The organism is Micromonospora sp. BQ32 (assembly GCF_059358895.1).
Window position 1 is genome coordinate 360,890 of sequence record NZ_JCADBI010000004.1, and the last position, 22,239, is coordinate 383,128.

Genomic DNA, 22,239 nt, shown 5'->3' on the forward strand with positions numbered 1-22,239 from the left:
GCATCAGCGAGTTGTCGGCCGGATGCCGACCTGGATGCCCGGCCGGAAAGCCGACGACGATGTGGGCATGACAAGCGACATCGCCCTACACACCGAGGACCTGACCAAGTTCTATGGTCAGCATCGCGGCATCGAGGGTCTCAGCCTGGAGGTTCGCGCCGGGGAGGTGGTGGGATTCCTGGGACCGAACGGAGCGGGGAAGACCACCACCATCCGACTGCTGTTGGACTTCCTGCGCCCCACTCGTGGACACGCGACTGTGCTCGGGCTCGACCCGCGCAGGGACAAGGCCGCACTGCACCGTCAGATCGGCTATCTGCCCGGCGAGCTCGTGTTTCCCGGGCGGGACAAGGCGGAAGATCTGCTGCGCTTCTTCGCCGCAGCACGCGGCGGCGTGGCCTGGTCGCAGGTGACCGAGTTCGCGGAGCGGCTCGACCTGGACCTCTCGCGCTCGGTACGGACGATGAGTAAGGGCAATAAGCAGAAGGTCGGGTTGGTGCAGGCGTTCATGCACCGGCCGGCGGTGCTGGTCCTGGATGAGCCGACCAGTGGGCTGGATCCACTCATGCAGCAGGAGTTCCTGGCCATGGTCCGCGACGCCAGTGGTGCTGGGCAGACCGTCTTCATGTCCTCTCATGTCCTGGCCGAGGTGCAGCAGGTGGCTGACCGGGTCGCCATCGTCCGCGACGGCCAGTTGGCCGCGGTCGAGCGGGTTGAGTCACTGGGGAAGCGAGCGGTCCGCGCCGTCGAGATTCATTTCGATGATCCGGTGGATCCGGCAGAGTTCGCTGTCCTGCCCGGAGTGAGCGACGTGGTGGTGTCCGGGCCGGTGCTGAAATGCACGGTCGACGGCCGCATCGACCCGCTGATCAAGGCAGCGGCACGTCATGAGGTCGTGGACATGTTGTCGGCCGAACCCGACCTGGAAGAGACGTTCCTGTCGTTCTACTACCACGGGGAAGGAGCCGGCGATGCTTCCCGCGCTGGTGCGTAAGACCTGGCGTGACGACCGTCTGGCATTGATCGGTTGGGCCGGTGGCGTCGCCGCTTTCACCACCATCTACACCTCGTTCTACAGCCAGTTCCAGGGAGCCGCGGAGCTGAAGCAGGATGCGCTGCCCCAGGGCATGCTGGACTTCCTCGGCATCGCCGACATGCTGTCGCCCGCCGGCTATCTGCAGGCGACCATCTTCAGCCTGGTCGGCCCACTGCTGGTCCTGATGTGCGCCATCACGCTGGCTGCCCGCACGATCGCTCGGCCGGAGGAGGACGGTGGCATGGAGCTGATGCTGGCCAACCCGGTCTCGCGAGCCGCTTTCGCCTGGCACCGGGTGGCCGCCGCCGGCAGCGCGCTCACCGGGATCGCCGCCATCCCCGGGATACTGCTGATGATCATTGTTCCCTGGATCGGCATGGACATCCCCCTGTCCAACGTCGCCGCCGCGTCCGCCGGCCTGGTCGCCCTGGTGTGGTGCTTCGCCGGGATCGCCTTCCTCGTCGGCGCCGCCACCGGAAAACGCGCTGCTGTCCTCGCGACCACCGGCGGCCTTGCCGTGGCCGCCTACATGGCCAACGCCATCGGCGGCATGCTCGACGGGTGGCGCTGGGTGCGCTGGCTCTCACCGTTTCACTACTTCATCGGCACCGACCCGCTGCACACCGGCTGGCACCCGGCCGAGCTGCTCACCCTCGTGCTCCTCGGTGCGGCAACCACGACCGCCGGAGTCCTCGTGTTCGACCGCCGCGACATCGGTGTGTAAACCTGAGGCTGGTGGCCGCCGTTCACCGGCGGCCACCAGCACGCCGACAAGGAACAGCCCATGAACGACGACAATTGGCTGGCGGACGACTGCCAGGATCTGCTGTGCCTCCCGGCCAGTGCCCGGCCTCAGGCAGCGGTCAACCTGGGCGCCCGCGCAGCGGATGAAGGGCTGACGCTGAGCGAGCTTGTTACCGGGCTGCTGAATGCCACCACCGCCCGCTGGAGCGCCACCCCGGTCGCGCCGACCGACACCGCCGTCGCCGTGCATTCCCGCGCCGAGACACTGCTGAACACCGCCCGTGTCCTGCTCACCGCCGCCGTGGACGGGTACACCCGGCAAAACCGCGCCGAGCTGGATCGCCACGACAACGAACGTGCCGTGTTCGTCAACGACCTACTCACCGGTAGGGCCGACCCGGGCGGTCTGGCCGAGCGCGCACACCGATACGGCATCCGCCTGTCGGCCACCCACACCGTCCTGATCGCCCGTGCGGCCGGCCTGACTTCCGGCATCACACACCGCATCGATGCCGTACTTGCCTCCAGATTCGGCGAAGGCAACACCCTCACCACCCTGCGCAACGGCGATCTGGTCTGCATCAGTGCCGGCGGTCTGCGCGGCATCGCGGCCGAACTCGCCCACCTGCTTCTGACCGAACTCGGTGCGGGCAACTGGCAGATCGCCGTCGGCCGCACCCAACCTGGTGTGCACGGCCTGGCCACGTCCCTCGACGAGGCCCGCCAAACCCTCGACTACGCCGTCAGGCTTGGCTTCACCACGCCCGTACTCAATGCTGCCGACCTGCTGGTCTTTCCCGTGCTCCTGCGTGACCGCGACGCCATCACCGACCTGGTGACCACGGTCCTCGGGCCACTGACCACGGCTCGCGGCGGTGCCGCGCCGTACCTGGAAACCCTGACCGTGCTCTTCGACAACCAGGGCAACCACACGGCCACCGCTCGGCAGATGCACCTGTCTGTCCGCGCTGTCACCTACCGCCTCGACCGCATCCGCGACCTGACCGGCTACCACCCCGGCGAAGCCACCCAACGGTTCACCCTGCAAACAGCCGTACTCGGCGCTCGGCTGCTCGGCTGGCCACCGTAGCCGAGCTCAGGACGGCCTTGTCGTGGTCGGCTGTTCCTCGTAAACGTCTGGCACCCCGTCGGCGTCGCTGTCGCGCTCCTCCAGCGCGCAGACCCCCTGGTAATGCCGATTACGAGCGCGTAGAACGACGGTTGCCAGCACCGCCGACAACAGCGATCCGAGCAGAACACCGATCTTGGAATGGTCGTCGCGTTCGGTGCCGGCGCCGAACGCCAGCTCGCCGATCAACAGCGACACCGTGAACCCGACGCCGGCCAGCAGCGCCAACCCCACCATGTCCCACCAGGCGAGCCCTTCCGCGAGCCGGGCCCGGGTGAACCGCTGCACGAGCCAGGTGGCACCGAGGACGCCAGCCGCCTTGCCCACCACCAACCCCACCATCACGCCCAGGGCGACCGAGTCGGTCAGGGTCGCCCCGAGGCCACCCGCGCCGGCAACCGAGACTCCGGCGGCGAAGAACGCGAAAACCGGGACCGCGACCCCGGCTGACAGGGGCCGGATGCGGTGTTCGAAGTGCTCCGCCAGACCAGGGCCAGGTCCCGGCTTACGGCGTAGCACCGGAACGGTGAAGGCCAGCGCGACCCCGGCGACGGTGGCATGCACTCCGGAGGCGTGCACCAGCGCCCACGTCGTGACGGCCAGCGGCAGCAGCAGCCACCAGGACCGCACCCGGCGCTGAACCAGCAGACCGAACAGCGCCATCGGGGACAGCGCGAGCAGCAGCGGCCCGAAGTGCAGTGAACTGGTGTAGAAGACCGCGATGATCACAATGGCCAGCAGGTCGTCGACCACCGCGAGGGTGAGCAGAAACGTGCGCATCGCCGAGGGCAGACTTGTGTTGATCACCCCGAGCACGGCGAGGGCGAACGCGATGTCCGTGGCGGTCGGGATCGCCCATCCGGTCAACGCTCCCTCGCCGGCCCCCACGTTGAACGCCACGTAGATCAGCGCCGGTAGCGTCATGCCGCCGAGGGCGGCGGCGACGGGAAGCATCGCCCGGCGGGGCTCGCGCAGGTCACCGGCGACGAACTCGCGCTTGAGCTCCAGCCCGGCGACGAAGAAGAAGATCGCCAGCAGGCCATCGGCGGCCCACTGCGCCAATGAGAGGTCCAGATGCAACGCCCCGGGGCCAACGGTGATGTCGGCGAGCGAGCGGTACGCGTCGGACCAGGGCGAGTTCGCCCAACCCAGAGCAAGCACAGCGGCGACCAGCAGCAGCACCCCACCGACCGTCTCGGTCCGGAGAATGTCGCCGATCCGGCGTACCTCAGGCCAACTTCTGCGGCTGAGCAGGAGTGGCGTGCGGTTCGCCGGTGGGCGGGCCATCGTGGTCCTCCGGTCGGTTGGTGACGAAGTCGCCGACCAGTCTTCCCGGCACACCGGCTACTACGGTAGCCAAACGACGACCATCAGCCTGTCACCGATGATCGTCGGTCACCAGTGACTACGCCGCGGGCCGCTGAGCCGCAGTGTGTTGCAGATGTCGAAGACGCCCGGCACGTCGTAGGCGAGGTCCGCCGCGACCTGCCTGGCGTTCGCGTCACTCACCACGCCGGCGAGGATGACGACCCGGTTCTGCACGGAGACGGTGATCTGCTGGCGCCGCGTGGTCCAGTCGATGCTCAACCGCTGCGCGACCAACGCCTCGAGTCTCAGATCCTCGTGGTCCGGCTCGGGCTGGTGCGAGGCGTCCGCGAACCAGTTCTCATCGGGTAGTGGCCATGGTATGTACGCGGTCAGCTCCTTGATTGTGACGAGGCCGAGCGGGATGGCGGTCGGCCTGACGGTGTTCGGGCTGGCCTTCCGCCGCCGCTGCGTCGTCTCCGGTTCAGGGGGAGCCGGATGGGTCGGGCCTGGCGGTGGCCACGACGAGCACCACACCGATGCCAGCGAGACCGACCTGAATGACCAGGGTCAGGAGGCTGAGGGTGCCGGTGTCGACGCCCGCGAGACGGGCGACGATGCTGCCCGCCAGCGCGGCGCCTACCCCGACGGACACGGTCAGCCAGATCGGGGCCTCCTGGCGTCCTGGGAGGACGAGCCTGCCGAGCAGGCCGATAGCGATGCCGACGAGGAGCGCGGTGACGAGACCAGCGATGCTCATGGGCTCCCTCGGATCTCCTTCGAGTACGAGTGGAGTGCGATCAGTAACGCGGGGCGGCGGTGGCGATTGGCCGCTCCGACAGCGATCCCTTGGACAGTTGGGCGAGGGCGTCCTCGCGGCTGTCGAAGATGGGGAAGGCTCCGTCCAGGCGCATCGTGTGCAGGACGGTACGGATGAACCGCGACGGCGCGGCCAGGCAGAGGGTGGCCCCACGATCTCGGGCTTCGCGGTGGGCACGGACGAGGTGCCCGAGACCGGTGGAGTCGATGAGGTGTACCTGGCTCAGGTCGACCACGACGTGTCCGCCCATGTCGGCCGCGTGGCGCAGGGCGGTGCGCAGGGTGTCCCCGGTGTCGAGGTCGACGTCACCGTCGGCGGCGACGACGGTCACGTCGTCGAGGTGGTCGATGCCGAGGATGCCGCCAGGACCGTGGTCGCCGCATGACGCGTGACCGCCACCAGGGAGCGGCAGCAGACTGCAGTGCGGGCAGCGGTGCGGGCCGGTGGCGAACGGGGACCCGCTCCAGCCCTGCTCGGACACCAGGGTCCAGACGACCTCCGCGTCGGGGAGCACGCACGCGGTGGCCTTGACGGTGTCGCCGCAGGTGTCGCAGATCAGGGTCATCAGGTGGTCATCCGGGACAACAGTCATCTTCTGGTCCTTCCTGGGGCCGTGTCCATCCGTGCGGTGGACACGGCATTCGTGCAGTGCCGAAGCGAACTCACTCCCGAGCCGGAGCGTCCGGCCCGGTGGCGGTCGAGGCCGATGATGGGAGAGGTGGGACCACCGGCGATCGTCAGTGAGCGGCTCTTACCGAGGCGCGGCCATGAGCGACCAACGCCGGCGGCGTGGAGGTGGCTTTCTGTCCCGTCGTCGGGGTGCAGGGCGGCGACGATGAGGCAGTGTCGACGACCGGCAGGATCTGGTCCAGACGGGCGGTGTGCAGGATGCGCCGGATGCGCGGGTTCGGGTTGCGCACGGTGAGGACCCCGTCGGCACGGGCCAGCCGCCGGTGCACATCGAGCAGGAGGCCGATGGCAGCGGCGTCGATGTGCCGGCAGCCAGACAGGTCGACCACCACCTGTGCCGGATGTAAGGCCAGCAGTCGGTCGAACACTGCTCCGGTCGCCGGCAGGCAGCCCAGGTCGAACTCGGTGATGCACACCTCGACCAGCGGCAGCGTGCACGTCGTGGTTGCCAGCGGTCCTGTCACGGGCACACCCCTCTCCTTCACGGACGCGGTCGTCTAGGACCCTGCCGTGCCGGCTTGGCGGTCACTACGCGGATCTGTGACAGTTCCGTGACAAATAAGCCAACCGGCCGCCACGGTTGGCCGCCGAGCCGGTCGTCTGGGGATGATGCCCGGTATGACGGCCGTACTGGTGATCGAGGACGACGACCGAATCCGTCTGGCGTTGTTGCTCGCGCTCGAGGACGAAGGCTACGAGACTCTCGGCGCGGCCACGGCCGAGGAGGGCCTGCGCGTGCAGCGCCGCGACCCGGCCGACTACGTGCTGGTCGACCTGATGCTGCCCGGCCTCGACGGTTTCGAGTGCATTCGCCAGCTGCGCCGTGACGACGACGTGCCGATCGTGGTGGTCAGCGCCCGCGACGACACGCACGACATCGTCGCCGCTCTCGAAGCCGGCGCCGACGACTATGTCGTCAAGCCGGTGGCGATCAAGGAACTGACCGCGCGGCTGCGCGCTCTGCGCCGCCGCGCCCGCACCGGTGTCACCGGGCACACGCCGGAGCCCGTGCCGGTGCTCGTGATCGGCGAGTTGGAGATCAGCCCCGACGGGGGAGAGGTTCGCCGAGCCGGACAACCCGTACCGGTCACCCGCACCGAGTTCCGGCTGCTGTGCGAGCTGGCCGAACACGCCGGCCGGGTGCTGTCCCGCCAGCAACTGCTCGAACGGGTCTGGGGGTACGACAGCGGAGACGAACGGCTCGTCGACGTGCACGTGGGCAGGCTGCGGCAGAAGATCGAGTCAGACCCGACGCACCCCCAGCACCTGGTCACCTTGCGGGGCCTGGGCTACAAGCTGCAACGATGAGACGCCTCGGACTGCGTACCCGGGTCACCGCCGCGTTCGCCGTCGGCGCGTTCCTGCTCTCAGCGTCGATGGCCCTGATCTCCTACGAGCTGACCCGCCGATCCCTGCTCGACGAGCGGGAACGCACCGCCCTGCGCGCCGCCTACTTCGACGCTACCGTCGTTCGTGCCGGGCTCGACACGGACACTCCCGATGTGGTGGAGGTGCTTCGGTCGCTGGACACGGGCGGGAGTCGGCGGCCGGTGCTGCACCTGGACGGCGAGTGGTACGCCCGTACCGCCGACCCCACCACCACCGCAGCCATTCCCGTTGAGCTGCGTCGGGTCGTCGCGGCCGGCGAGCCCGCGGTGCAGCGGGTACGCGTCGACGGCCAATCTGTCCTGGTGGTCGGGGTGCCGCTGTCCGCGTCCGCGACGTACTTCGAGGTCAACTCGCTGCGCGAGCTGGAGCAAACGTTCCAGGTGTTGGCGCTCGCGCTGACCACTGTCGCGATCATGGTCGCCGGGTCCGGCGCGGCCCTCGGCTGGTACGCCACCCGGCACGGGCTGCGTCCGCTGACGGCGGTCGCCGACGCGGCTGAGAAGATCGCCGCCGGTGATTTCACCGCCCGCCTCGACACAGCCAGCGACCCTGACCTGACCCGGCTGTCCTCCTCGTTCAACCAGATGGTCGACCGCCTCGCGCACCGTATCGAGCGGGACCGCCGGTTCGCCGCCGATGTCAGCCACGAGCTGCGCTCGCCGTTGCAGACCCTCGCCGCGGCGGCCAGCGTTCTGGCCCGCCGTCGGGAACACCAGGACGAACGAACCGCTATCGCGGCCGGGCTCGTCGCCGACGAGATCGACCGTTTCCAGCGGCTCGTCAACGACCTGATCGACCTGGCCCGCAGTGACCAGCCCGCCCACCGGGGCCCCGTGGACGTGGTGGCGCTGGCCCGTGACGCCTGCCGCGCCCTCAATCTGCCCACGACGCTCGTCCATCTCGCCCCCGACGTGCCGGCGACGTGGCTGGTCGAGCGGCGCCGTGTCGCGCAGGTCCTGGCGAACCTGCTCGACAACGCGGTGACCTACGGGGGCGGTCCTGCAGGCGTCCGGCTTTGCCGCGACGGTAGCGCCGGCATCATCGAGGTGGAGGACGACGGACCCGGTGTGCCCGTCGAGGACCGCGAGGCGATCTTCGACCGTTTCGTGCGGGGAAGAGCAGCGCACACCCGCGGCACTGGCGACGGCACGGGGCTCGGACTCGCGCTGGTCGCGCAGCACGCCACAGCACACGCCGGACAGGTCATCGTCGGTGACCGGTCCGGTGGAGGCGCCTGCTTCCGTGTCACCCTGCCGGAGAGCCTGCCATGAGCCGCCGTCATCTCGTCGTGCTGGCGCTTGCCGCGCTACTGACCGGCTGCAGCATCCCCACCGATGAAGCGCCCCGGGTAGTGCAGGCACCGCAAGGGCCGTTCCATAGCGCCGCGCCCGCCGACACCAGCGCCCCGGTCGGCCCTGCCGTCGAAACCCTTTGCTTTGTCCGCGACAACCGCATCATCTCTGTTGTCCGGCGCGTCGACCGGCCACCAACGATCGAGGATCAACTGCGGCATCTGCTGGTCGGACCCACTGTGGCTGAACGCGCCAACGACTTGACCAGCGCGCTGCCCGGAGCGGTGAACGCCGCTGGTGTCACCGTGACCGGCACCCAGGCCCGCGTTGAGGTCGACAAACCCGGCGAGGACGCCGGTCGCAGCGACGAGGTCCTCGCCTTCGGGCAGATCGTGTGCACCCTTACCAGCCGTGAGGATGTCACCACCGTCACCTTTTCCCGTGATGGCCGACCTCTCGGGGTGCCTCGCGCAGACGGTTCACTGTCCGAGCAGCCCCTCACTCGCACCGATTTCGCACCACTGATAACCCCCCGTTGACCTTCGCCTCTACTGCGCCTGGATTCGCGTGAGCCTCAGGTCTGCCCCGCAGCGCATTCGGGCAGACAATGACCGACTGGCGGCTTTACGGTCCATCGGCAGTCCAGCGAACGCTCCTCGTCAGGCATCTTCGGCACCTGCCTGACGTCTCGGTTGCGGCGCTGCTCGAGTCGGATGGCGTCATTCGCGCACCACGGGGCCCTCGTCCGCGTGACCCGGATCGCCACGTATTTCGCCCTCCGTCGCGAGTTCCCCGCTCACCGGCTGGCGGTGCAGGATGATCTCTTCCAGCACGCTCACTCCGGCAACCACCGCGAACAGGGCCGCCAGGGCGGCCAGGGCCGGCACTAGGGGTGCTAGTGGCAGCAGGACCAGGCAGAGCACGCTTGCGCTGATCCGTCGCCGCGCGATCTCTCGATGGATCCGCCAGTGGGTGTAGGCGAAGGTGCCGAGGAAGAGCGCGGCGCCGCCGAAGAGCACGGTTTCCTCGCCGGCTCGAAGCGGCTTGAAGGGCTCTGTCACTACCTCGGACAGGCCGACGGCGACCGTGATGATCGCGAAACTGAACAGCAGGTGCCCGTAGACCATGACGGAGCGCCGGATGTCTGCCTGCTGCGCGCTCCGGGCCACCGCTTGCCGGAAGGCCCGGACGCCGTAGATGAAGTACGCCCACCAGAGTGCGCAGACCAGGGAGTAGGAGAGGCAGATGGCGGCCAACCGGGCGGGGGTCAGCGGCTCGTCCACGGCTACCATTCCGACCTGAATGACCGACTCGCCGAGCACGAGGATGATCAGCAGCCCGTAGCGGTGTGTGTAGTGCAGCGGCCGAACTCGGACCTTGTCCAGCGTCCGTCGGGTGAGCGTAGTGCCGACCAGATCGACGAGGACCGCGATCGACCAGAGCACGATTCGCGTCGTACCGTGCAGCAGGCCACCCGCCAGCTGCAGCGGACCGGCCACCAGGCCCGACCCGTAGGGGCGAAAGACCGGGGACCGCCAGCCACCCGGGGTGCGCAAGGCCAGCGCCGCCAGCAGTACCCGCATCGTCAGGTAGACACCGACGAACAGCAGGCCCCGATCATCAAAGGCGCCGGGGACCGTCAGGGCCAGCAGCAGACTGCCGAGCCCGAGGGCAAAGACCCCAGCCCGGTCCAGCGCGTTGCCGACATCGCGTTGGTCGGTATAGATCGTGGTGCCAGCCCAGGCCCAATAGACGGTCACGAACAGCAGCAGTACCCGGCCTATTCCCGCCCAACTGTGGTCGCCGTGCAGCATGTGGGAGAACTGGGTGAGCGCGAACACGAAGGCCAGGTCGAAGAAGAGCTCTTCCCAAATAACCCCCTTCTCGGGAGGCGAGGTCGGCACTCCAACACGATATCGACGATTGAGCCGGGAAGATCGTGCTTCACCACAAGCGTCAGGTATCAACCCCCCAGTCGGTGACATTTGTGCGGACTGGCCGATGGGTCACCGCTGACGGCCGATGCTTCCGATCCTGCTGCGCAGCGCGCCGATAATCGCCGCATGGACCGGGTGCATCGCCCCCTGCTCGTCCACCGACAGCAGGTTCCCAGCCGCCGCCCGACGTAATGCCGCGGCGAGTGGCGCCCCGTCCGGCTTCGTCGCCAATTCGACCAGGATCGGTTCGCAGGCCGTTCGCTCCCTCAGCCCGCCGGTGTGAGCGGTCGCCACCGCGGCGATCGCCGTCTCATGGTCCACGACCACCTGGTCCAGGCCGAACAACTCCACTACCGGGATGCGGTATGCGGCTTGCACCGCATCGGCGACCGCCGCCACCGCCCGGCGCGGGGTGCCGATTACCTGGGTGACAAGTTCCCTGAACCGTACGCCGGGCACCTCCTCCACCACGGCGACGATGCTGTCCAGGGTGGGAATGACCCGGGCACCGTCCGGCTGGTACAGGTGCGGTGCCACGTACCGGATCGTCAAGTCGGCCGAGGCGTCCTGACCGTCCAGCCTGCAGACGATCGCCGAGGCGAGCAGATGCGACGCCTTGGCCGTCGGCGTCCTGGCCGGTCCGTCACCGATCGCGAAGTAGTAGTGCTCCAGCGCGATCAGTGGAAGGCTGACCTCCCCGCTGTCCGTCCCTTCGTACGCGTCGGCCAGCGCCTGCCGACGCCAGGGCGCCTCTGGCGCCAACGTTCTCGCGGCCCGGTCCAACGCCACGTCAAACCGCGCCCGGGTCTCCACGTCCAGGTTCTCCGAGAGCACCGCTCGTACCCCGTCGTACACCTCTGCGATCTCGGCGATGCGTCGGAGGGGAATCAGCAGCGTGACCCGGTCCAGCCTGTGCAGGGCGAGCTCGACGCGACTCGCGCCGCGCAGCTGCATGTTCGCCGCGAAGTCGTCGTGGAATTCGAGGGCCAACTCCCAGTCCCGCAGGGCAACTGCGGCCAGCAAGCCGAAGGCCAGCAACTGGTCTCGCACCGCTGACGGGTTGACCGGGTCGGTGCGGCTGGGTAGGTCCGGCTCGCCGCGCAAATGGTTCCGCAGAGGTGTCAGCTCCCCGAGGACCTCCTTCCAGCGGCACAGGTCGTTGAGGAGTTGCAAGCGCCGCCCGAGGTCGAATCGCTGACTCCACAGTCCGAATCCCGCCCGTCGGTGATGCGCGATGGCCTGTTCGGCGTACGGCAGCGCCTCGGTGAATTGCGTGCGGACGCGTAGCAGGCCGCTGAGCTCCACCGCCCGCAGACCGGCCCGTACGTGATCGTCAGCGTCCACCGCAGCGTGGTAGTCCGCTTCGGTAAGGGGCAGCAGATCCTCCTGCGGGCACCCCGGCACCTTGTCCCGCCACCGAATCGTCTCGAGCACTCGGCGGATGACGGCGGCATCGGCCGGATGAAGCTCGGCGATAAGGCACCAGGAGGACTGCCGCGCCGATCAGCAGAAACAGGACCCCAGGTTGTAGTGGCGGCGGGCACGGCCGATCCAGAACCGCCACGCGGCCTGGTGACGTCGCAACTCCCACTGGACGACACGACGCCGCTGCAGGTCCGCGGCGTCCGGATACCAGCGAGAGCTTCGCTCAGTGTCACCGAATAGCCACGAGCGCGTGCGACTGGACCGCCCGCAACAGCAGGATCATCGCCGCCCCGAACAGCAGCAGGGACAGGCTCGGCCACCTCAGGGCACTCTCGATCTGCAGCACCAAGCCGAGCAGCGTGACCGCTGCCGCCGCCAGCAGCGGCGCCGCTATCCCGCCCAGCCCGTCAGCAACCTGGTAGGCGCCGTAGGGATTCGGAGGAGCCGCGCCGCGCCATAGCTGGCGTTATCCGTCGGTGCTCCATCGGGCTCTGTCGCCATCGGGCCATCGTGCCAGCCAACCGCCACAGGAGGATAAGAGCGAAGGGGATGATCAGCCATCCAGGCTCAGAGCTGGGCTCAATTAACGGGTTGGCTCACCGGAGGGCTGCACGAGGAATGACTTGATGTGTGCAAGCGCCATATCTAGAGCAACTTCCATGGGTGCGACGTTGTGTGCGGCGTTCGCCAGCAGGTAGCCGCCTTGCAGAGCTGCCATCAATCCCGTGGCCAACTTCTCCGGGTCGGCGTCCTGGCGCAGTGCGCCGCTGTCGCGCATCCGGTGCAGACCATTACTGATCAGCTTTTCCCATGCCGCGAACGTCTCCGACAGCATCGATCGAGCCTGCTCATCTTGGTCGGACAGCTCGACAGCCATCGACCCGAGGCCGCATCCGTACTTGCCGTTGTTCAGCGAGTTGGCCTGGACCAGCGCGTTACGCCACCGGACCAGCCCTGAGAACGATCGCAGTCGCTCGAGCCCTCCACGCTCGCGCTGAAGCACAAGCTCACCTCGATATTTGACCAACGCCCGTACGAGTTCCTGCTTGTCGGCGAAGTGGTGGTAAAGCTGGGACTTGCTCGTCTGGCTTGCCTCGCGGACGTCGTCAAGGGTTGTCGCGTTCACTCCGCGCACGAACATCAGCCGGTTGGCCGCCTCGAGGATTCGCTCTCGCGTAGCGATGCCCCGTTGACTGATCCTCCGCTGGTTCGTCGGCGCAGCCACCCGGTCGTCGCTCATCGGTCAAGTGTATCCAGCGCGCCAGATAAGCCATGGCGAATGGGACCTTTAAGTCCATTCGACGTCATGTCGCATTCGTGATGGTGAAGGGCGATTGCCTGCACTTCCGGCTTGACCGAATGATGAAATGATCACGCGATCGTCGAGGCGGCGTGCCTGCATCTGGACTATCTGGTCCTCTTTTCGTGGACTCCTCACAACGGGTTGTTCGGCGATGTGTCGCCAGCGGCCGCGCCAGAGGCCGATTGAGTGCCACGTCTCGCGCGGCGCCCGTGAGTGGCTGCACCCATCCGGCGGACTCCTCGTCCAAGCCGACCACGTCGGCGTGAGCCGGCGCGCGGACCCGAGGTCCGCGCGCCGGAGGTGTCAGGCCTTCGCCCGCTTCGGAAGCTTCCACCCAGGGCGGGGAAAGTGGCAGGTGTAGCCGTCGGGGTAGGTCTTCAGGTAGTTCTGGTGCTCCGGCTCAGCCTCCCAGAAGTCGCCTGCCGGGGTTACCTCGGTGACGACCCTGCCGGGCCACAGGCCCGAGGCGTCGACGTCGGCGATCGTGTCCTCGGCGACCCGCTTCTGCTCGTCGCTCGTGTAGAAGATCGCCGAGCGGTAGCTGGTGCCGATGTCGTTGCCCTGGCGGTTCTTCGTCGAGGGGTCGTGAATCTGGAAGAAGAACTCAAGCAGCGCGCGGAAGTCGGTTTTCTCGGGGTCGTAGACGACCTCGATGGACTCCGCGTGGGTGCCGTGGTTGCGGTAGGTGGCGTTCGGGACGTCGCCGCCGCTGTAGCCGACGCGCGTGGACACGACGCCCGGCTGGTTGGAGAACAGCTCCTCCATGCCCCAGAAGCAGCCGCCGGCGAGGATCGTCTTTTCGGTGGTCACGTCGTTTCCTTACTTGTCGTCGGTGTCAGTGTTGGCGTCACCGGTGAACACGGTGCGGTATTCGCCGTACCCTGCGTGCTCCAGGTCGTCGAGGTGGATGAACCGCAACGACGCGGAGTTGATGCAGTAGCGCAGTCCGCCCTTGTCGGGGGGACCGTCGTTGAAGATGTGGCCGAGGTGGCTGTCCCCGTGCAGCGAGCGGGCCTCAGTCCGGATCATCCCGTGGCTGGAGTCTTCGCGATCGACGACGTTCGTCTCGGCGATCGGCTTCGTGAAGCTCGGCCAGCCGGAGTTGCTGTCGTACTTGTCGACCGATGCGAACAGCGGCTCGCCGGACACGACGTCGACGTAGATGCCGGGCTCGTGGTTGTCCCAGTAGGCGTTGGCGAACGGGCGCTCGGTGCCGTCCTGCTGGGTCACGCGGTGCTGCTCCGGGTCGAGCCGCGAAACGGCCTCCGGGTTCTTGTGGTACTGGGTCTGCTGGGACACAGCTCTTCCTTCCCGACCTTCAGCTTGCGGCTGGGGAACCAGGTGAACCCATCTGGACCCGCGAATACAGACACCTTGCGCGCCGGCTATATTCCCGAAACCGCCCTCTTGCTTGGACCGTACAGTCCCAAAAATATGACCCGGAGGTGACCGTCTGACTGCGATGACATGCTAGCTGAACTGGGATATCTAGACGTCACCGCGGTGCCGGCCAGACTCCTAGAGTGGACTTGACCGACCAGTTGTGCTGCGGCTAGGTTCAGGGTGTCCGGCTGCGTGCCTCCGCTCGTGACGAACGGTCCGGCTTGCCCACCGGCGCCGAGTTCTAACACCTCGCGCCACAGCCGCACTCGATCAGCGTGGTGAGACCCCGAGGCTTTGCGCCGCTAAGGCTGTAGACGAAGTTTGCTCCTCGTGACCGTGCGCACGAGGACTGGATGAAGTGAGGTACCGGATGAAGGCGATTGTGGTAACAGACGAGGCTGCGGGAACCGCCGGGATGACGCTGGTGGAGCGGCCCGAGCCAGAACCGGCGCTGAATGACGTCGTCGTTCAGGTTCATGCCTCGGGATTCGTCCCCACCGAGATGACGTGGCCCTCGACCTGGACCGATCGCCTCGGCCGTGACCGGACGCCGTCGATCCCTGGACACGAGGTGGCCGGAGCGATCACCGCTCTTGGCTATGGCACGACGGGACTGTCGGTGGGACAACGGGTGTTCGGCCTCACGGACTGGACTCGCGACGGCACCCTGGCCGAGTATGTGGCCGTCGAGGCACGCAACCTCGCGCCGCTGCCCGCCGACGTCGACTTCACAGTGGGCGCGAGCCTGCCGATCTCGGGCCTGACCGCCTGGCAGGGACTGTTCGAGCACGGCCGCCTTCAGTCGGGGCAGAGCGTCCTCGTGCACGGCGCGGCCGGCGCGGTCGGTTCGATGGTGGCGCAGCTCGCACGTGAGTTCGGCGCCTACGTCATCGGCACCGGACGCGCTGCCGACCGTCAGAACGCGCTCGACTTCGGCGCGCAGGAGTTCGTCGACCTCGGCAACGAGGCCCTGGAAGACGTCGGCGGAGTCGACCTGGTCTTCGATGTCATCGGCGGTGACATCGGGAAGCGGTCCGCAGGCCTGATTCGAGCCGGGGGAACGCTGGTGTCTGTCGTCGGGCCGCCCGAGGTGCGGCCCGCGGACGGCCTGACGGTCGATTTCGTCGTCGTGTCCGATCGCGCCCAACTGGGTGAGATTGTTCGGCGGGTGCGGGACGGACGACTGCGGACGAACGTCGGCAACGTCGCGACCCTCGACGACGCCGTCGCCGCCCTCAACCCGACCGAGCGGATCACGGGGAAGACGATCATTCGCGTTCGTCCGTGAGGACTCGGGGGCAACGAATGGTCCTGCCCTGGCGGTGGGGCCACCGTCAACCGCGTGGCCAGGGCGCCACGTCATCCGAGCACCGGTGGACACGTCCTGGCCAGCAACCGGCTGAACCACCAGCGGGGACGGGGCGATACCCTCACCCAGTTACGAGACGTCCTTGAGGACGTCGGCATATTCCGGATGAGCATTGACGAATGCTGCCGCGAACGGACACGTGACGGTGGCGGTCTCTCCTCGCATGCGCAGATCGTCGAGGACGCCGCCGATGAGTCTGGCGGCTATCCCCTTCCCCCGGAACTCGCGGAGCACGGATGTCGCCAACAGGATGAGGCGGCTTCCGACCTTGCTATAGACGAGCCCAGCGGCTGTCCGGCCTCCTATCGTGGCCTCGTAGACGCCGAGCGCACTGTTGTTGGTGATGACGAGGTCTTCCGAGCCGGGCGCGATGGCTCCCGACAGGTTCGAGCCACCCACATCGTGCTCGACGCTGGTCAACGTGATCATCTCCGTGGCGTTGCTCGCCATGTTATCCCCTGAATTTCGCTTCATCCGGATTCGCTCCGATTGATCAGATTCTCGGGCGCTCAGGCCGTCGGCACCGGCAGCCTGACGATGAGCGATCCAGGCACGTCGACCAGGACTCGGCCCCCGGTCATGCGCACCACGCGCATGACAACGTCCTCGCAGCCGGGACATCGGGCGACGAGGCCGGGCGCCCGGTCGAACACGCGCATCGCGGCTAGCGGACGAGTCGTCCGGCAGCCGGCGCAGGTGAAGTCGGCAACGGTGAGGTCGGTTCCCATGATCTCGCCGAGTGGTCCGGCGAGGGCGTTGCCGTCGACCCAGGGTGCGTCGTCTGCTTCGACATTGGTGGTCAACATGGTCATCCTCCGGTGGGTCCGAAGCGTTCGGTGCGGATGTTTGTGGGGTCGTGGCCGATGCCAACGAGGAGGTCGGCCACGGTCTCGACGAACCCGGTAGGCCCACAGACGAACGCCACAGCGTCGGTCTCACGTGGCCAGGCAACGCGGCCAAGAACATCCGCGTCCAGTCGTCGGGGTGGAGCCGGCCAGCCGGGAGGCACGACCCTGGTGTAGACCTTTGTGACGGCGACACGACCACCGCCTGCGGCTTCCGCAGTCGCAAGATCCGCAGAGAACAACGCATCGGACGGGGATCGGGTCGAGTAGAGCAGCCTGGTGGGATTCGTCGCCGCACGCGCCATCGACATCAGGGGCGCCACGCCGGACCCGCCGCCGATCAGCAACGCCGGGCGCGGATCGGCTGGCCGACGTACGAACCAGCCGCCGAGCGGCCCACGGATCTCGAGTTGGTCACCTGGCTCCGCAAGGTCGACGAGGTACGGCGAGACCTCACCGTCGGTCACCGCCTGGACGGTCACCTCCAGTCGGTCGGGCCCCGGGGCGGACGAGATCGAGTAGCTGCGGTGCGCCATGTAGCCGTCAGGAGCCGTCAACCGGACGTCGACGTGCTGGCCCGGCACGTGACCTGTCCAGTCGTCAACGTCGAGGACCAGGGTGCGCGCCGTCGCAGTCTCCGCGCGGGTGGCGGTGACGGTCGCCGGCTGCCAGGTCAGTCTGTCAGGTACCGCTGCTCGCGCCATGGGTCACCGTCGTTGTGGTAGCCGGCCGTCTCCCAGAATCCGGGCTCGTCATCGAGACGCAGTTCCAGAGCGCGCAGCCATTTCGCGCTCTTCCAGAAATACAGGTGAGGAACGAGGAGGCGAGCTGGCCCGCCGTGCACCGGAACCAACGGCTCGCCGTCAAACTCGTACGCCACCCAGGCCTGGCCGTCGAGGAGGTCCTCGAGCGGCATGTTCGTGGTGTAGCCGCCGTAGGAGTGGGCGACGACGTACTCGGCCGCAGTCTCAACATCGGCCAGCAACGTGTCCAGAGAGACACCTCGCCAGCTCGTGCCGAACTTCGACCAGCGCGTGACGCAGTGGATGTCCACGGTTGGCTCGTCGGCAGGAAGGGCGGTGAACTCTGCCCATGACCACGTGCTCCGCTCGCCGGTCTCGGTGATGACGGCGAGTTCCCACTTGTCGAGGCCGATGCGCGGTGTCGGTCCTGCCGAAAGTACCGGGAAGTCGTCGGTGCGGTACTGGCCGGGCGGGAGATCGGCGTCGTCGCGTCTGCGGCCGCCGAAGCCGCGTGTGATCACTGCCATGAGCCCCTCCCCAAGTGGCCGAGCAGCCACGATCCCGCTGCCATCCGTGCTTGCACTCGTCCGGTGGATGTCGATGTGGTGCCCGACCACGACGTCAACGTCAGCGAGTGCCCCGATGATGAGATTCTCCGCGCTGGGGACGTGGTGGTCCTCAGTCCGGGATAAATTAAATGGACCATTACGTCCAGACTAGGCTGGCATGGCGTCGGTCTGCAAGCCGCTGGCCAATTGGCAGGTCGGGGCAACAGCAGCGTGTGACGGTTGCGATGGCGCATCTGGTCTGGTGCATGCCGCCGCGGTGGGCGTTTAATGGACTATAGCGTCCGGAACGTGCGGCGGGAGAGTGTTCCGATGGCGTTCGACGTGTCGTCCCCACTGTGAGGTGCCGGCGGCGAGTGCCTTGCCCGATGTCCGGAGAGTTCGATGGATCCGGTTTCTTCCGGTGAGGACGTTGTCGATGGCCAACCGGTCGATGCGGTCCTCGCGGACGCGGCGGCTCGACTGCCCAGGCGTTGACGCGGACGAGCTGACGGTGTGCCCCTGTCGACGTACGTCGTTGGACCACCCGCAGTGAATGATTGAGTTGCACCGTCTCGGAACACAAGCTGTCCGGCGGTCAGGGCGGCGATCATGTCCCCGCACGTTCATGCCGTGCCGCTTGTGTTCGCCGGAGTAGCAGGGCTTCTGGTCAACGGGCTGCCCGAAGATCGTCCGCAGGCCTGGATACGTAGTCATCTCGCCGAGACGGTTGGCTGCCAACTGATCCGCTCGTAGCCGACCAGGGTGACCAAGATGATGGCGACTAGAGCAAGGGCGGCGAGGGCGGGAAGGTGTCGGGCGACGGGCAGCAGCGCGAGGATGGTGCCTGTCGCGAGGATCGGGGCGAGTGGGGTGTGCCGCACGGTGAGTTGAAGAAACAGGGCCCGACCAATGAGGTAGAGGGCCGGGCCGCCGAGCAGAACCGTGGTTGAAGTCCAGTCCAGCGGGGTCCCAGCGGGCTGCTCGAGTGGGTCGCGGGTCATGTGGGCGAGGACCACCTCGATGCCGAGGGCCAGGTAGATGATCCCGGCGATGAGCACGAAGTGCACCAAGCTGTAGGCGATGCTGCCGGTCTGAGTCCGGTCCGGATTGGGAATCCGCGACAGGGCTTGTCCGGCAGGTGCGGCGGCGTTTTCGAAGTACAGCCACCACAGGGCCAGGGCCGTGGTCAGGGCGAGCAGGGCGGCGATCAGTACCGGCCAACGAGTGACCGCCGAGCCGGCGCCGACGCCCACCGAGATCAGCGACTCGCCCAGAGCAATGATTACGATCAGGCCGTGCCGCTCGGCGAAATGGCTGGGGCTGGGCAACGGGGCGCGTCCGGCAGACACCGCGATGTAGAGGCCGCCGACGCAGTCGATGAGGAACGCCGCGGCCCACAACAGTGTCTGCGTGGCGCCGCCGAACACCGCGCCGAGCAGCAGCGCAGGTAAGCCCACCGAGAGCGGAATGACCCGGAGGCGCAGCGAAGCGCGTAGCCGCGCGTTACCGGCCGATATGTGCCAGACAAGGGCTAGATATACCGCCCGGATGACGATGTAGACGACGGCCAAAGTCATGGGCGCGGCCAGTGACTGGTTGCCGTGCCGCCACGCCTCGGGAAGGACCAGCGCGGCCACGAACATCGCGGCCATCACAGCGGAGTTTCCGGCGCGGATCAGTCCCACGTCGGCACGGACCTGGTTGGCCAGCCAAGCGTAGTTGGTAAACGGCCACCACAGCAGTAGCAGGAGCACAAGGCTATGGGCCAGCCCGAGTGGCGTCAGCGACTGTGCCGTGAACGTCGCCACCCGGATGAAGGCGAACACGAACACCAGGTCGAAGAACACCTCGAACGGCGTGGTCCGATGGGTCTCCTCGGTCTGCACGGGCGGCCCGGCTCGGAATATGTGCCTCATGGACCAATCTTGTTCGCCCAACATCCGCCGGATGCGGGTTCAGCACTAAACCCGGCAGGCGCCGCTGGCAACCAGGATGGCTTCGTCACGCCTATCGCGTCGTAGCGGGTGATTTCACTTCGGACGAGCGGTTCCTGCGGAGGCGAGGGTTGGTCGAGTGGGGCAAACCGCGCGCATTCCACGAATGATCTCGCCCGAGCTATACGCTTCCTGAGGCAGGTGGACCCGCCGGGTCAGACCGGACACCTGCTCGTCGGACGTCCCCCGCCGGCATCCGACGTTGGCCAGGTGAACCTACTGACCGTCAACACGACCAGCAGGTTCATGGCTGTCCAATCCGACGTCGGCTTCCCGCCCAGTGGCCTTGTCGTTGTGGCCTAGAGGAGGTCATCTCTTGGATACCAGGATCCAGAACGTCCGACTGAACGCCACGTCGAACGAGCAACTCATGGCTTTGGCAAACGCCGGGGCCGCAGCTTTCGGCCATACCGCCAGACTCCAGGTGGACCAGGCCCTGGCCCAGCTTCTGCGGCTACGCGTCGCACAGATCAACAATTGCAGCTACTGCCTTCTGGTGCACCACGCCGCTGCCCGTACCGCCGACATCCCGCCGTCCAAGGTCGAGACCCTCACCGCGTGGTGGGAGACGCACCTGTTCACCGAGGAGGAGCGAGCCGCGCTGGCCTACGCCGAGGCGTTGACCCGAACTGCCGACGCGACTGTCAACAACCGGGTCCAGGAGGCACACGACCGGATGACCACGCACTTCACGGCGGAGGAGATCCTCGAGATTGTGGCCGTCGTGATCAACATGAACATCTGGACGCGACTCAAGCTCGCCGAGGGTGCCATGCCCACGACGGCACCTCCCGTGTGAGTTGATAACCGCCGTCACCCGTCAGCGGCCCTGCAGGCGCTTCACGTTGTCGCCGAAGGTCCACCCCTTCGACCCGTCCCAGTTCGCCGACCAGGTCATCAGGCCCTTGAGGCCGGGTACGGAGTTCCAGGCCTGCGTGACCAGCGACGTCGACAGGTAGCCGCCGCCGGCCCCGATCTGCGCGGGCAGGCCCGGGACCTGCTTGTCGTACGGCACCCGGATGGTGGTGCCCTGGATGGTGAGGCCGTTGTTCAGGCACTGCGTCTGCACCGTGAAGCCCTGCACGGTGCCCGCCGGGTACGAGTCGCCGGCGCAGCCGTACATGCTGCCGTTGTAGTACTGCATGTTCAGCCACCAGAGTCGGCCGTTGTCCACGTACTTCTTGATGATCGGCAGGTACGAGCCCCAGATCGAGCCGTAGACCACGCTGCCGCCGGTGACGTAGGCCGTCTCCGGTGCCATCGTCAGGCCGAAGTTCGACGGCATCCGGGCCAGCACGCCGTCGATGATCCGGATCAGGTTGGCCTGCGACGTGGACAGGGTGTTGATGTTGCCGCTGCCGGTCAGGCCGGTCTCGATGTCGATGTCGATGCCGTCGAAGTGGTAGGCCGTCAGGATCGGCACGATCGTCGCGATGAACCGGTCGGCGACCGCGGCGGAGCTCAGGTCGATGCCCGCGGCGGCCCCGCCGATCGACATCAGGATGGTGGCACCGGCTGCCTTGGCCTGGCACATCTCGGCCGGGGTGGCCACCTTCACGCCGACGTCCATGCCGTTCTCCCAGAGGACCGTGCCGTCCGAGCGGATCACCGGGAACGCCGCGTTGATCACGTTGTAGCCGTGCTGGTTGAGCCGGCTGTCGGTGATCGGGATCCAGCCGAGGCCGGGGTGTACGCCGTTGGAGGCGCCGTCCCAGTTCTCCCAGTAGCCCTGCAGCACCTTGCCGGTGGGCCGCGACTTCACCGCGCAGGTCCCACCGGTCGGCGGCGGCGTGGTGGGGGGAGGTGTGGTGGGTGGTGGCGTGGTCGGCGGCGGGGTCGTCGGTGGTGGCGTGGTGGGCGGCGGCGTGGTTCCCGTGCACGCGCCCAGGTCACGCCAGAGCGACGGGGTCGCGGCGGGGTTCCAGCCGGCGCCGGGGTGCGCGGTGTGGGTGACCAGTGCCTGGTAGAGCCGGCCGCCGTAGGTGACCTGAGCGCCCGCCTGGTAGGTGGGTCCCTCGGCCCAGGCCGGGGCGGTGCAGGCGACCATCGGGACGGCGTTGGCCGAGGACACCGCGGCCATGCTGCTGGGGACGAAGGCGACGGCGGCCGTGACGGTCATGGCCGCCCCGGCCAGCACCGCGAAAATCCGACGGCTTCTCATGGCTCACTCCCCAGGGTTCGGCGACCCGCGACCTCCACATATTGACGTTCGTGAAGTTTAATATCAAGGGTTGTTTACAGATCCCGGGAATCTCGACGGGCGTTGGTCGGCCAGATTCCGCTCAGA

General features: G+C 67.5%; 24 protein-coding genes. 8 read left to right on the forward strand and 16 right to left on the reverse strand.

Annotated elements, in window-relative coordinates; genetic code table 11:
• Positions 1 to 67 precede the first annotated feature (67 nt).
• Genes AC5L30_RS11175 through AC5L30_RS11185 form a run of 3 tightly spaced genes read left to right on the forward strand, consistent with a single transcriptional unit; the run spans position 68 to position 2,870 of the window.
• Positions 68 to 994: an ABC transporter ATP-binding protein gene (locus AC5L30_RS11175; protein WP_494867202.1), complete on the forward strand. Its 927-nt coding sequence runs from the start codon at positions 68 to 70 to the stop codon at positions 992 to 994.
• Entirely contained in the window at positions 972 to 1,760 is a 789-nt protein-coding gene (locus AC5L30_RS11180; RefSeq protein WP_494866953.1) for an efflux permease Rv1217c-related protein, read from the forward strand. Before AC5L30_RS11175 ends, AC5L30_RS11180 begins: the two co-directional genes overlap by 23 nt.
• 60 nt (positions 1,761 to 1,820) lie before the next feature.
• Positions 1,821 to 2,870, forward strand: coding sequence for a PucR family transcriptional regulator (locus AC5L30_RS11185; protein ID WP_494866955.1), 1,050 nt, complete (start codon positions 1,821 to 1,823; stop codon positions 2,868 to 2,870).
• A gap of 6 nt (positions 2,871 to 2,876) precedes the next feature.
• Here the strand turns inward: AC5L30_RS11185 and nhaA are convergent, their stop codons facing one another.
• The 5 genes from nhaA to AC5L30_RS11210 form a co-directional block, all read right to left on the reverse strand.
• Positions 2,877 to 4,196 (reverse strand): Na+/H+ antiporter NhaA, encoded by a 1,320-nt coding sequence (nhaA, locus tag AC5L30_RS11190; RefSeq protein ID WP_494866956.1) that lies wholly within the window; start codon positions 4,194 to 4,196, stop codon positions 2,877 to 2,879.
• A 108-nt stretch (positions 4,197 to 4,304) separates the two neighbouring features.
• A complete protein-coding gene (locus AC5L30_RS11195) occupies positions 4,305 to 4,598 on the reverse strand; it encodes a BON domain-containing protein (RefSeq protein ID WP_494867203.1) in 294 nt (97 codons plus the stop codon).
• A 100-nt stretch (positions 4,599 to 4,698) separates the two neighbouring features.
• Complete coding sequence (locus AC5L30_RS11200; RefSeq protein ID WP_494866957.1) at positions 4,699 to 4,974, reverse strand: GlsB/YeaQ/YmgE family stress response membrane protein; 276 nt, start codon at positions 4,972 to 4,974, stop codon at positions 4,699 to 4,701.
• A gap of 40 nt (positions 4,975 to 5,014) precedes the next feature.
• Positions 5,015 to 5,626 (reverse strand): STAS domain-containing protein, encoded by a 612-nt coding sequence (locus AC5L30_RS11205; RefSeq protein ID WP_494866958.1) that lies wholly within the window; start codon positions 5,624 to 5,626, stop codon positions 5,015 to 5,017.
• Between the two features lie 145 nt (positions 5,627 to 5,771).
• Entirely contained in the window at positions 5,772 to 6,188 is a 417-nt protein-coding gene (locus AC5L30_RS11210; RefSeq protein ID WP_494866959.1) for an STAS domain-containing protein, read from the reverse strand.
• Positions 6,189 to 6,342: 154 nt separating this feature from the next.
• Between AC5L30_RS11210 and AC5L30_RS11215 the strand changes: the two genes are divergently transcribed.
• Genes AC5L30_RS11215 through AC5L30_RS11225 form a run of 3 tightly spaced genes read left to right on the forward strand, consistent with a single transcriptional unit; the run spans position 6,343 to position 8,944 of the window.
• Positions 6,343 to 7,032: a response regulator transcription factor gene (locus AC5L30_RS11215; protein ID WP_494866960.1), complete on the forward strand. Its 690-nt coding sequence runs from the start codon at positions 6,343 to 6,345 to the stop codon at positions 7,030 to 7,032.
• Positions 7,029 to 8,384: a sensor histidine kinase gene (locus AC5L30_RS11220; RefSeq protein ID WP_494866961.1), complete on the forward strand. Its 1,356-nt coding sequence runs from the start codon at positions 7,029 to 7,031 to the stop codon at positions 8,382 to 8,384. The genes AC5L30_RS11215 and AC5L30_RS11220 overlap by 4 nt, the downstream gene beginning before the upstream one ends.
• On the forward strand, positions 8,381 to 8,944 hold the full coding sequence (locus tag AC5L30_RS11225; protein WP_494866962.1) for a GerMN domain-containing protein: 564 nt from the start codon (positions 8,381 to 8,383) through the stop codon (positions 8,942 to 8,944). Before AC5L30_RS11220 ends, AC5L30_RS11225 begins: the two co-directional genes overlap by 4 nt.
• A 180-nt stretch (positions 8,945 to 9,124) precedes the next feature.
• Here AC5L30_RS11225 and AC5L30_RS11230 read toward each other — a convergent pair whose 3' ends face one another.
• The 5 genes from AC5L30_RS11230 to msrB all read right to left on the reverse strand — a co-directional run bounded on the left by AC5L30_RS11230 (position 9,125) and on the right by msrB (position 14,369).
• The gene (locus AC5L30_RS11230) at positions 9,125 to 10,309 is read right to left on the reverse strand and encodes a low temperature requirement protein A (RefSeq protein WP_494866963.1); all 1,185 of its coding nucleotides are present in this window, start codon (positions 10,307 to 10,309) and stop codon (positions 9,125 to 9,127) included.
• Positions 10,310 to 10,411: 102 nt separating this feature from the next.
• Positions 10,412 to 11,776 (reverse strand): hypothetical protein, encoded by a 1,365-nt coding sequence (locus tag AC5L30_RS11235; RefSeq protein WP_494866964.1) that lies wholly within the window; start codon positions 11,774 to 11,776, stop codon positions 10,412 to 10,414.
• A 574-nt stretch (positions 11,777 to 12,350) separates the two neighbouring features.
• Entirely contained in the window at positions 12,351 to 13,007 is a 657-nt protein-coding gene (locus tag AC5L30_RS11240) for a TetR/AcrR family transcriptional regulator (RefSeq protein ID WP_494866966.1), read from the reverse strand.
• 366 nt (positions 13,008 to 13,373) lie between these two features.
• Positions 13,374 to 13,880 carry a peptide-methionine (S)-S-oxide reductase MsrA gene (gene msrA, locus AC5L30_RS11245; RefSeq protein ID WP_494866967.1) on the reverse strand — a complete coding sequence of 169 codons (507 nt, stop codon included), beginning with the start codon at positions 13,878 to 13,880 and terminating at the stop codon, positions 13,374 to 13,376.
• Positions 13,881 to 13,889: 9 nt separating this feature from the next.
• A complete protein-coding gene (gene msrB / locus AC5L30_RS11250; protein ID WP_494866969.1) occupies positions 13,890 to 14,369 on the reverse strand; it encodes a peptide-methionine (R)-S-oxide reductase MsrB in 480 nt (159 codons plus the stop codon).
• Between the two features lie 454 nt (positions 14,370 to 14,823).
• On the opposite strand from msrB, the gene AC5L30_RS11255 reads away from it, so the two are divergent.
• On the forward strand, positions 14,824 to 15,741 hold the full coding sequence (locus AC5L30_RS11255) for an NADP-dependent oxidoreductase (RefSeq protein ID WP_494866970.1): 918 nt from the start codon (positions 14,824 to 14,826) through the stop codon (positions 15,739 to 15,741).
• A 150-nt stretch (positions 15,742 to 15,891) separates the two neighbouring features.
• Here AC5L30_RS11255 and AC5L30_RS11260 read toward each other — a convergent pair whose 3' ends face one another.
• The 5 genes from AC5L30_RS11260 to AC5L30_RS11280 all read right to left on the reverse strand — a co-directional run bounded on the left by AC5L30_RS11260 (position 15,892) and on the right by AC5L30_RS11280 (position 19,844).
• Positions 15,892 to 16,272 carry a GNAT family N-acetyltransferase gene (locus AC5L30_RS11260; protein WP_494866971.1) on the reverse strand — a complete coding sequence of 127 codons (381 nt, stop codon included), beginning with the start codon at positions 16,270 to 16,272 and terminating at the stop codon, positions 15,892 to 15,894.
• A gap of 59 nt (positions 16,273 to 16,331) precedes the next feature.
• The gene (locus AC5L30_RS11265) at positions 16,332 to 16,634 is read right to left on the reverse strand and encodes a DUF6510 family protein (protein WP_494866972.1); all 303 of its coding nucleotides are present in this window, start codon (positions 16,632 to 16,634) and stop codon (positions 16,332 to 16,334) included.
• The gene (locus AC5L30_RS11270) at positions 16,631 to 17,371 is read right to left on the reverse strand and encodes an FAD-binding oxidoreductase (protein WP_494866974.1); all 741 of its coding nucleotides are present in this window, start codon (positions 17,369 to 17,371) and stop codon (positions 16,631 to 16,633) included. The genes AC5L30_RS11265 and AC5L30_RS11270 overlap by 4 nt, the downstream gene beginning before the upstream one ends.
• On the reverse strand, positions 17,341 to 17,937 hold the full coding sequence (locus AC5L30_RS11275) for a molybdopterin-dependent oxidoreductase (RefSeq protein ID WP_494866976.1): 597 nt from the start codon (positions 17,935 to 17,937) through the stop codon (positions 17,341 to 17,343). Before AC5L30_RS11275 ends, AC5L30_RS11270 begins: the two co-directional genes overlap by 31 nt.
• Positions 17,938 to 18,668: 731 nt before the next feature.
• The gene (locus tag AC5L30_RS11280; protein WP_494866978.1) at positions 18,669 to 19,844 is read right to left on the reverse strand and encodes a low temperature requirement protein A; all 1,176 of its coding nucleotides are present in this window, start codon (positions 19,842 to 19,844) and stop codon (positions 18,669 to 18,671) included.
• Between the two features lie 478 nt (positions 19,845 to 20,322).
• Between AC5L30_RS11280 and AC5L30_RS11285 the strand changes: the two genes are divergently transcribed.
• Positions 20,323 to 20,751 (forward strand): carboxymuconolactone decarboxylase family protein, encoded by a 429-nt coding sequence (locus tag AC5L30_RS11285; RefSeq protein WP_494866980.1) that lies wholly within the window; start codon positions 20,323 to 20,325, stop codon positions 20,749 to 20,751.
• Between the two features lie 21 nt (positions 20,752 to 20,772).
• On the opposite strand, the gene AC5L30_RS11290 is transcribed toward AC5L30_RS11285, so the two are convergent.
• Positions 20,773 to 22,113, reverse strand: a complete 1,341-nt coding sequence (locus AC5L30_RS11290) for a carbohydrate-binding protein (RefSeq protein ID WP_494866982.1) — start codon at positions 22,111 to 22,113, stop codon at positions 20,773 to 20,775.
• Positions 22,114 to 22,239 lie beyond the last annotated feature (126 nt).